This is a genomic window from Gordonia sp. NPDC127522, assembly GCF_042672305.1.
Classification (GTDB): domain Bacteria; phylum Actinomycetota; class Actinomycetes; order Mycobacteriales; family Mycobacteriaceae; genus Gordonia; species Gordonia hongkongensis.
This window is the reverse complement of sequence record NZ_JBHXVK010000007.1, coordinates 127,032-137,206: the sequence shown is the minus strand read 5'-3', so window position 1 is coordinate 137,206 and position 10,175 is coordinate 127,032. Positions and strand designations below refer to the sequence as shown.

The 10,175-nt window shown below is 68.5% G+C and carries 4 protein-coding genes; 2 read left to right on the top strand and 2 right to left on the bottom strand.

Annotated elements, in window-relative coordinates; all coding sequences use genetic code 11:
• Window positions 1-47 precede the first annotated feature (47 nt).
• Window positions 48-1,598 carry an acyl-CoA carboxylase subunit beta gene (locus ACFVHY_RS14340; protein ID WP_390272806.1) on the top strand — a complete coding sequence of 517 codons (1,551 nt, stop codon included), beginning with the start codon at window positions 48-50 and terminating at the stop codon, window positions 1,596-1,598.
• Window positions 1,599-1,866: 268 nt separating this feature from the next.
• Window positions 1,867-2,862, top strand: a complete 996-nt coding sequence (locus ACFVHY_RS14335; RefSeq protein WP_390272876.1) for an ABC transporter substrate-binding protein — start codon at window positions 1,867-1,869, stop codon at window positions 2,860-2,862.
• Window positions 2,863-3,101: 239 nt separating this feature from the next.
• On the opposite strand, the gene ACFVHY_RS14330 is transcribed toward ACFVHY_RS14335, so the two are convergent.
• Both ACFVHY_RS14330 and ACFVHY_RS14325 read right to left on the bottom strand, forming a co-directional pair.
• Window positions 3,102-6,626, bottom strand: coding sequence for an arabinosyltransferase domain-containing protein (locus tag ACFVHY_RS14330; protein ID WP_390272804.1), 3,525 nt, complete (start codon window positions 6,624-6,626; stop codon window positions 3,102-3,104).
• Window positions 6,619-10,023 carry an arabinosyltransferase domain-containing protein gene (locus tag ACFVHY_RS14325; RefSeq protein WP_390272802.1) on the bottom strand — a complete coding sequence of 1,135 codons (3,405 nt, stop codon included), beginning with the start codon at window positions 10,021-10,023 and terminating at the stop codon, window positions 6,619-6,621. Before ACFVHY_RS14325 ends, ACFVHY_RS14330 begins: the two co-directional genes overlap by 8 nt.
• Window positions 10,024-10,175: the final 152 nt, after the last annotated feature.

The window sequence follows — 10,175 nt, the reverse complement described above, 5'->3', positions numbered from 1 at the left end:
CACGGCTGCTCATCGTCAATCAGTGGTCGCGTAGAAAGTGAGACACCGTGGCTGACACCACCGCAGGCAAGCTCGCCGACCTCCGTCAGAAGTTGGAGGCCGCTCGCGAGCCGGGAGGCGAGAAGGCGCTCGCGAAACGCGCGGCGAAGGGGATCTGTTCTCCGCGTGAGCGTCTGAGCATGCTCTTCGATCCCGGGACCTTCGTCGAGATCGGTGCGCTGGCGAAGATGCCGGGTGCGGCCGAGAGTGGTTACGGCGACGGCGTGGTCACCGGACACGGGCTGGTGCACGGGCGTCCGGTGGCGGCGTTCTCCCACGACCAGTCGGTCTTCGGCGGAACCGTCGGTGAGATGTTCGGCCGCAAGGTCGCCTCGCTGATGGAGTGGGCGGGCAGGATCGGCTGCCCGATGGTCGGCATCAACGACTCGGCCGGAGCGCGGATCCAGGACGCCGTGACCTCACTCGCGTGGTACGCCGAGATGGGTCGCCGCAACGATCTGCTCTCCGGTCTCGCGCCGCAGATCTCGGTGATCCTGGGCAAGTGCGCCGGCGGCGCGGTCTACACCCCCGCCAACACCGACATCCTGGTGGCCGTCGAGGACAAGTCGTACATGTTCGTGACCGGACCCGATGTGCTGAAACAGGTGAACGGTGAAGAGATCTCGGCCGAGGATCTCGGCAGCGCGCACAATCAGGCGCGGTGGGGCAACATCCATCACGTCGCCCCCGACGAGAAGTCCGCGTTCGACTGGGTCCGTGAGTACCTGCAGTACATGCCGTCGAGTGCCTACGAGCGGCCGCCCGTCATCAACCCGGGTCTCGAGCCGGAGATCACCGAGTCCGATCTGTCGCTCAACGACTTCATGCCCGACAACGACAACGCCGGGTACGACATGCACGACATCATCATCAAGCTGTTCGACGACGGCGCCTTCCACGAGGTGGGAGAGTTGTTCGCGCCCAACATCATCACCGGGTACGCACGGGTCGACGGCCGGTCGGTGGGTGTGGTCGCCAATCAGCCGAGCGTGATGTCCGGTGTGCTCGACACCGACTCGTCGGAGAAGGCGACGCGGTTCGTGCGCATCTGCAACGCCTTCAGCATCCCGTTGGTGTTCCTGGTGGACACCCCGGGCATCCTCCCGGGTCTCGCAGAGGAGCAGAAGGGCACCATCCGACGCTCCGGCCGCTTCCTGTACGCCTACGTCGAAGCCGATGTCCCCAAGGTGACCGTCGTGCTGCGCAAGGCTTACGGCGGCGCCTACGCGGTGATGGGCAGCAAGCACCTCGGTGCCGACGTCAACTTCGCCTGGCCGACAGCGAAGATCGCGGTGATGGGCGCCGAGTCGGCCGCCGCGGTGCTGACCCGACGCCAGACCGAAGGTCTCTCGGCCGCCGAGGCGGACAAGATCCGCCGCGAGTTCATCGACTTCTACAACACGATGATGGCCACCCCTTACCTCGCCGCCGAGCGTGGCTACGTCGACGCGGTCATCGAACCCGCCGAGACCCGGCTGCAGCTGAGGAAGGCGTTGGCGCAGTTGCGCGACAAGGAGGTCCTCAAGACCCCGCGCAAGCACTTCCTGATGCCGATCTGACCGTCGCCTTGGAGGTCGAGGCAACGAGGGTCTCGTGCGTCGTACCTGACGAGCCAGCAGCACAGACGGTAGGTTAGCCTTGCTTCACTGCCGGATCCCGCCGGCGTACACGGTGCTCGGCGTTCTACGGGAAGCGTTCTCGGGAAACGCTCGATCCTGCCGAGGGATTGGTGAGGTCTCGGTGATCGGCAAGTCTTCGATGGTCAGCACCCGCGAAGACGATGACGGGACAAGGACGCGGCGGGCGCGGACAACGATTCCCGCCGCGATGTGGGCGATGCTCGCGGTGGTGGCCGTGGCCGTCGCGGCCTGCTCATCGCCCGAGGAGACGTCGGGCGGGGTCTCCGCGAGCGTGCCGGCTGCGGAACCGGGCGCCATCCCGGTCACCGTGGAGCAGGAATTCGGCCCGGCGACGGTCGACACCCCGCCGCGTCGCGTGGCGGCGATGGGCGTCGGCGACGGAGACAATCTGCTCGCACTGGGAGTCGTCCCGGTCGCCTTTGCCACATTCTCCCAGTCCGACCCGAATCAGTTGACCAACTCGTGGAACGTCGAGGCGATGGGTGACGCGACTCCCACGATACTGCCCGCGACCTCCACGGACTTCGGTGCCGAGATCCCCAGAACTCTCGCGACCGATCCCGACCTGGTCACGGCGATCGGCGCCGAACCGACCCGGGACCAGTACAACTCGCTGTCGAAGGCTGCTCCCACGATCCTGCGGCAGTCGCAATACCCGGCCTGGCTGGTGCCCTGGGACGCGGCGGTCAGGCAGGTCGGAACAGCGGTCGGACTCCCAGACCTGGCCCAGCGGAAGATCGACGAGACCAACACCTTCCTGGCCGGTGTCCGTGCGGACAATCCCGAGTTCGCGGGCAAGAAGGCCGTCGTGGTGGTCTTCGACGGGACCTCCGTCTCGGTCTTCGGACCGAAAGACGGTCGCGCCCAAACGGTTGCGGACTACGGGTTCACCTTCCCGGCGGAGCTGGGGCCGGCAATCACCGACGGCTTCTATGGCACCCTGTCGCCCGAACGTTACGATCTGCTCGACTCCGCGGATGTGATCGTCGCCCTCGACACGGGTGCCGACGGCAACGCACGGCTGCAGGCCGACCCGTCGTTCTCCCGACTCGACGTCGCCCGCGAAGGGCGCGTGGTCTACGTGTCCCAGGAGGTGGGCAACGGGATGTCGCTGCCCAATCTCCTCACGATCCCCTGGGTCGCCGAGCAGATGGTCGGCCCGATCGCCGAGGTCGTCGAGTAGCTCTGCTCTCCCCGGTCCCTGAGGAGCGGGCTTGCGAGCGCCACCCCCTGCTCCCTGAGGAGCGAGCTTGCGAGCGTCACACCCTGCTCCCTGAGGAGCGAGCTTGCGAGCGTCACGAAGGGTCCTGGTGAGTCGGGTGGCGAAGACCCTTCGTGACGCGCCCTCCGCAAGCTCCGGGCGCTCCTCAGGGAGCAGGGGGGGCAGGTCGTTCTTACAAACTGGAGTGGGACGCACAGCGCTCAGTTCTTCACCGCCCGCATGGGTCCCGGGGTCCATAGTCCGTGGTGGGTGTCGGTGGTGATGGTCAGTTCGGCGTCGGTCTGCGGGAGGATCGGGGTCAGGCTCTGGAGCATGCCCCAGTCCTTGGCCCAGTCGTTGCGCAGGTACGACGGGTAGACGCGCGGCCGCAACTCGTTCTCGATGATGCCGAGCGGGCCACCGGAGTCGCCTGCCATCCAGCGCTGGGAGTTGACCCGTTCGCCTTCGCGGTCCGGCGAGATCCGCCACTCCGGTGTCTCCAGGACCCCGTACTTGACCTGGGCGGGACGTTGACACGGGAAGGCGAGACCTGCCTCCCAGTCGATGAGCACCGGATCCTCGCTGCCCACCAGGGAATTCAGCGTCACCATCGACGAGACGCGTGGCGGGGTGACGGCCAGCCACTGGTCGCGCAGCGTCGAGGTGTCCTCGGCGAGAACGCGGACCACCGTCGCGCCCGGGGGCGCCTGGTCCATCGGGAAGCGCAGGTTGCGCCACTCGGGGGCACCACCGATGTCGAGCGGCACCATCTGACCGGCCGGTGTCACCGTGCCGTCCGGCGCGACGCGGCCGAACTGCAGTCGCACCCGCTGTCCGGGTCGGGTGACGGCGAGGTCGTCGATGTACTCGACCTGTCCCGCCACCGACATCGTGACGAGCGGCTGCTCGCCGGAGGAGTTGTCCGGCAACTGATACCAGTCGGAGGTGAGGCGTCCGGTGCCAGTGGGGGAGTTGTAGGTGCCCAGGACCGGGGTCTGGCTCGGTGACAGACCGAACGGCAGCTTCACGGTCGACCCGTTGACGCCGGCCTGGGCGGTCTGCCCACCGCTGGTGTCGCTGGAACCGGTCGTGGTGTCGGTCTCGGCGCTGGTGCCGTCCTCGGTCGGGTCGGACTGGGTGCGGTCGACTTCTGCGGTCGAGGTGCCCGACGAGGACTCCTCGGCTTCCTCTTCGGTCTCCTCGGACAGGTCCGACGCCACCCCGTTGGGGTCGAACCCTTCCATCCCGGCTCCGGCCAGCGCGGCGCCCGGCGACGGGTTGTCCTGGCCCGCCACTCGCGCGGGTGACAGCAGTCCGGCGTTCGGATCGGCTTCCACCAGTACGGCATCGGCGAGCGCGCACGGCTGTCCTTGGAGCGCGTTGACGTTCGAGCTCAGCCACGACCACGAATTGCGCTGCGTCCAGTCCGCTTTCGCAAATGACACCAGGGTGAACAGCAGCATGATGGTCGACACGACGATGATCGACGGGCTGCGGAGTCGGGCGAACACCGACCGCGACGTACCGGTCCGGACGGCGTCGTCGACGTAGTCGTCGCGGAAGTGTTGCCACAGACCGAGGGCGGTCAGCGCCACCGCCACCGCGAGAATTCCGGTCCAGAGCGGAATGCCCCGGACGTCGGGAACCGCGTCGCGCCAGGGGATTCCGTAGCTGCCGACGTACCACCACTGGTTGCGTCCGGAGAATGCGAGCGCCAGGACATATGCGCAGGCGGCGGCGAACAGAGTCCGGTTGCGGCGACGACGCATGATCGTGCGATCAGCGCACGCGGTCGCCACCGCGGCGAGCGCGCCGCCGATCGCGGCGTACACACCGAGCTGGTGGGTCCACTTGGTCGGCAGGAACGCCATGAGCACGGCCGAGCCGGCGACCATGGCGACCAGACGCCAGGTGGGTGCGGTGGCGATGCCGGGCAGGCGGCGCCGGTTGAGCAGCATCACCACGACCAGGACGAAGCAGGTGAACACGATGAGAATGCCGAAACGCCGGGCGATTCCGCCATCGGCGGTCGGATTCATCAGCATGTAGTAGCGCATCGGCTCTTCCCACCATTTGTTGGTGGGGCCGACCTGGCCGTTGACCGAGACCGCCTCCAGGATCGGTGCCAGCGGCTGGTCGGCGAAGATCTCGAACATCACCGCGAGCCCGGCGGCGAGGATCGGGAGCAGCAACGGCCACAGACCGTCGCGCTTGCGGCGCACCGCGAGACGCTTGATCAGCGGTCGGATGCCGGCGATCAGGGCGATCGAGGCGATGACGCCGGTGGGATGGATGGTGAGGGTGAACGCCGCGGAGATGATGCCGATCGTCAGCGGGAAGAACCGGCCGGTGGCGATCGCGCGCTCGACGCACACCCAGGTGAAGATGGTGCCCAGCGCGATGAGCGGCTCGACGCGCAGTCCGTTGTTGTACGGCATCCACACCGCCAGGAAGACCAGGGCGGCAGCCCAGATCGCCGGCGTCGACTCGCGGACGGCCCGCCCGAGGCGGGGGATCGCCACCCTGCTGATCAACCACCACGACGCCATCGCGAACAGGAACGGCAGCAATCGCAACCACGGCGTCGCGGTGCTGATCTCCATCCACGCCGACAGGTAGTGGTAATGCCAGCCGAACGGGTCCTGCGGGACACCGAAGTAGCGGTAGTAGTTGTCGAGATAACCCGCCTCGCCGGCGATCCGGCCGACCGTCACCTGGTATCCGTCGTCGGCGGTGTTGCCGCCGACGAACAGCCAGATCAGCAGCACCAGGGTGACGACTCCGTCGACCGGGCGGACGCGCCACCAGCCCGCCGGGAAGATCTTGTGATGGCCGCGGGCGTCGCGGGCGTCGAGGACGGCCAGCGCGGCGAGGGAGAGGATCGTCGCCGCGATGCCGAGGACCAGCAGCCAGAACTTGAGAGTGGTGGGCGTGGAGACGAATCGGGTGTCGATGGTCGACCGGAACGAGAGTCCGTCGGTGCTGACGTCGGTGGGCAGGCTCGAGTACACGCCGATGATCTGCGGCCGGGCGTTCGGATCCCGCAGATCGAAGGAGCGGAAAGCACCGGCCTCATCGTCATTCGGCCCGCTCGCTCCGCTCCCGGCGCCGGCCTCATCGTCATTCGGCCCGCTCGCTCCGCTCCCGGCGCCGGCGGCGTACTCCGGCAGGCCTTGGATGGACCCCCGCGTGCCTTCGGTGTCGGATTCGACGACGATCCGACAGTCCGGCGCCGACTGTGCGGCCGCGCGAGGAGTGTTGAGCAGCACGACGTTTCGTTGCACGACTTGGAGCGAGTCGGCGGTGGCCCGGACGAAGAGACCGACCTTGCCCGCCTCCGCGCCGCCCTCGGGCACCGTCGACAACAGCACTCCGCCGGACGCGGGCAAAGATGCGCCGAGTGCACACGGAACCGTGACGTCCATGGAGATCGGGACGAACGACACGTTCGGTGCGGCGACGTTTGCCACCGAACCCTGTTGCGGCCAGGTCAATTCGGCCTTGGTGTAGTCGACCGGCAGGAACGGGCTGAGCAGTGCGAGCAGGATGCCCATGATGCCCGCGGCCATCGCGACGATACGCGCGGTGCCGGCGTGGCGTTCGGCGAAGCCCGGGCGGCGGTCACTCACGAATGGCGCGGTGCCGGCGGGACTTCGGGAAGAAGTGTCGGTGTCTGCCACGTCTGCCTGGTTCTCTCCGGTGTGCCGCGTCGCCGGTTCGGCGTGCGAGTGGTCGGGGTCAGTCATCTTCGGGCACCACCCTGATCGGGCCGGGGCGCGACCATCCCCAGGTGGTCGACGTTCCCGTCTGCACGTCCGCGGGTCGCGCCTGCGGCACCAGCGGGGTCAGTCGCTGCAGGTTGCCCCACTCGCGGTACCAGTCGTCGTCGAGGTAGGTGGCGAGGGTCGACGGCCGCGTGAGCGCCTCCACCGGCGCCAGCAGTCCGCCGTCCTCGGCGGCCATCCAGGTCTTGGACTGCGAGTTGGCGATCCACGACTCGGGCAGGATGCGCCACTGCGGGAGGTCGAAGACGCCGTGGTGGGCGGTCATCGGACGCTGGCACGGGAACACCGCGCCGGCGGCGAAGTCGATGAGCACGGGATCGGTGGAGCCGACGACGGTCTGCAGGGTCTGCAGCACCGGGGCCCGCGGCGGGGTGACCGCGAGCCACTGGTCCGGGTCGAGGTTGTTGTCCCGGGCGACGATTCGCATCACGGTCGCATCAGCGGGAACGCGATCCATCGGGATGCGCAGGTTTCGCCACGGACGGTTGGTCCGCTCCGGGTCGATCGGGATCGCGGGCGCGCCGACCTGCTCGAACTGTCCGTTGGCAGGAACATTCGGCCCGCTCGCTTCGCTCCCGGCGCCGGCTTCGGTGCCGAACTGAACCTCCAACGCCTGCCCGAAGTTCGGGACGCCGTCCCGGTCGAGCGTGAAGACCGCGCCGGCGGCGGTGATGACGATCAGCGGCGAGGAGTCGCGGGCGGGCAAGCGATACCAACCGGTGGTCAGAGTGGCCTGGCCGCTGTTGGTCTCGTGGCTGCCCAGCACGGGTGTGGTCGCCGGATCGAGGCCGAACGGCAGTGCCGCAGTGCTGCCGTTGACGCCGCGAGGCCCGACGCCGCCGGTGGTTCCCGGGTTGCTGCCGTAGACGATGAACGTCTTCGACAGGTCCGCCGAGGTGTTCATCGCGCCGGGTTTCTGGGCTCCGGCCTGCGGCGTCAGATCGGGCTTCACCCCGTCAGGACGGAATCCCCGGGACTGACCCTGCAGCGTCGACGACGCCGTGCCGCCGTCCGCCGGCGTCAGCATGCCGCGATTGGGATCGGGTTCGACGAGCACGGAATCGGCCATCGCGCAGGTGTTTCCGCGCGCGGAGTCGAGATTGGCGGACAGCATCGTGAAGGTGTCCGCGCGGCTGGTCGCGGCCTTCGCGAACACCGCGAGTTCACTGACGACGATGAGGACGGCGATCACCGCGATCGGCGCGGACGCCACCCCGATGCGCCAGCCGGCGGGCGCGGCACCGCGGTCATGGGCGAGGCCGGTCTCGTCGACGAAGTCCATCCGGAGGTGTTGCCAGATGGCGAACAGCAATGCCACCACCGCGAGCGCGAGGAGCACGGTCGACACCTGGATCCCGGCGACGACAGGTGCCTTGTCGAACCAGGCGATGCCGAAGTTGTAGGGCCACGGCCAGGCGTTCTTGCCCGCGGCTGCGGCCGCGCACGCCACCAGCAGCCCGGCGACCAGGATCGACAGATTGCGGAGCGTGCGGCGTGCCGCCTGCCCGATCGCCACGCAGGCGACGGCGGCCAACGCCGCGCCGAGGCCGGCGAAGATGCCGAACTGGATGGTCCACTTCGTCGGCGTGAACGACAGGAACAGGATCGTCAGCAGGGAGGCGCCCAGTGCCCGCCACACCGCGCCCGGATCGAGACCGTCGATCCTCTTGCGGCGCAACATGATCGCCAGGACGACGAACATGGACACGGCGAACAGGAGCACCGGGATGCGGCGGGCCAGGGCGCCGTCGGTGGTGTTCACCGCGAGGAAGTAGTAGCGCAGGAGTTCCTGATACCACGCCAGCGTCGGACCGACCGAGTAACGGATCCACAGGGCCTCGAAGACGGTCGCCAGGGTCTGGTCGCGGAAGACGATGATGACGACCAGCGCCACACCCGAGAGAAGCGGGGCGAGCAGCGGCAGGAGTCCGTCTTCGGCGCGGCGTCGGACCAGGATGCGGAGCATGGGCCGGGCGCTCGCGATGAGCAGGGCGAGCGCGACGAGACCATGCGGGGCCAGGGCGAGCGTCAGCGCGGCAGTGAATGCGGCGATGACGGCCGGCAGCATCCGTCGCGTCGAGACCGTGACCTCCACCGCCCACCAGGTCGCCAGGGTGCCGAGGACGATGATGCCCTCGCTGCGCAGCCCCGAACACATCGGGAGCCAGAACGCGAGGAAGACCGCCGCGCCGGTGAGCATCGCCCACTGCGACCGCCGCACGGCGCCACCCAGGCGGGGCAGGAGGACTCGGCTGAGGATGAACCAGGCGGCCAGACCCGCGAACAGCGACGGGAGCCGCATCCACAGGCCGGTCGTCGAGATGGTCGACCAGTACGCCAGGAAGTTGTAGTACCAGTCGAACGGCGCCTCGGGGATGCCGTAGAAGCGGTAGTAGTTCGCGAGGTATCCGGCGTCGGCGGCGTTGCGCCCCATGTTGAGGATGTAACCGTCGTCGGGTGACCCCGCCCCGAGGAAGTGCCAGACCACCAGCGTCACCGTCACGCCGATGTCGGTGGGGCCGGGGCGCAGGACCCGGCGCCACCGGAGGCGTCGGCCGACTCGTCGGTGATAGCCGTGGATGCGGTCGAGGCGTCCGACGGACACAAGCGCGACGAGTGCGGCTCCGACGCCGACGACCATCACCACCCACTTGAGGATCGACGGCGACGAGTCGAAGCGATCGTCGATCTCGAGGCGGACGTCGACACCCGGTGCGGCCCGGAGCTGCTCGGGCGTGAGGTCGGTGAAGATGCCGGCGATCTGCGGGTTCGACGCCACTTCGGCGAGGCCGATGGCGCCGCCGCCCGCGATCGCCGGTCCCGGGGGCAGACCGACGAACTGCGCGCTGGTCGTCGTGGCGTCGGAGAAGATGCGGAGTTCGGTACAACCGGCCAGCGTGTCCCGCGGCGCTGAGGCAAGCGTCTTGTTGCGGTTGGTGACGGACACGCCGTTCGCGTCGGCGACGACGAACAGCCCGTTGTCCCGCGCTTTCACCGCGGCCGCGGGCATCGTCGACAGCACGACGGTCGACGTGTCGGCGGGGGTCGTCGACAGCACGCGACACGGGATCGAGATGTCGACGCTCCGGGCGGTCTGCGCCACCAGCGGAGCCGTGACCGATGCCGAAGTGCCGGTCTGTTGTGGCCACGTGATCGACGCCGTCGAGGTGCTGACGGGAAGGAACGGGGTCAGGATGCCGGCGACGACGGCGATGACCCCGGCGACCGCGGCGACGAGCGCGACGGTGCGGGACTGCGGTGCGCCGGACGCACGCTGGGCAGCAGCTCCAACGGTGGTGTCGGCGTTGCCAGCGGACACTTCAGGCGACTTCGGCACAGGCGCATCGTAGTCAGCCATGCTGTGACAAACCCAAATCCCCTGACCGGATAGCTCGACGTTGCTTGGGTGGCTTCGACACGGCTCCTCGCTGCGCTCGTCACCTGCTCAACCAGCGGGAGAGGCGAGGCTGCCGGCTCCCCGCAGCAGCGTCGTCCGAGCGCAGCGAGGCC

What these genes read in the sequence shown, in the direction of transcription:
- ACFVHY_RS14330 (WP_390272804.1), bottom strand. Translation starts at nt 6,626, where the DNA reads ATGACTGACCCCGACCACTCGCACGCCGAACCGGCGACGCGGCACACC.
- ACFVHY_RS14335 (WP_390272876.1), top strand. Translation starts at nt 1,867, where the DNA reads ATGTGGGCGATGCTCGCGGTGGTGGCCGTGGCCGTCGCGGCCTGCTCA.
- ACFVHY_RS14325 (WP_390272802.1), bottom strand. Translation starts at nt 10,023, where the DNA reads ATGGCTGACTACGATGCGCCTGTGCCGAAGTCGCCTGAAGTGTCCGCT.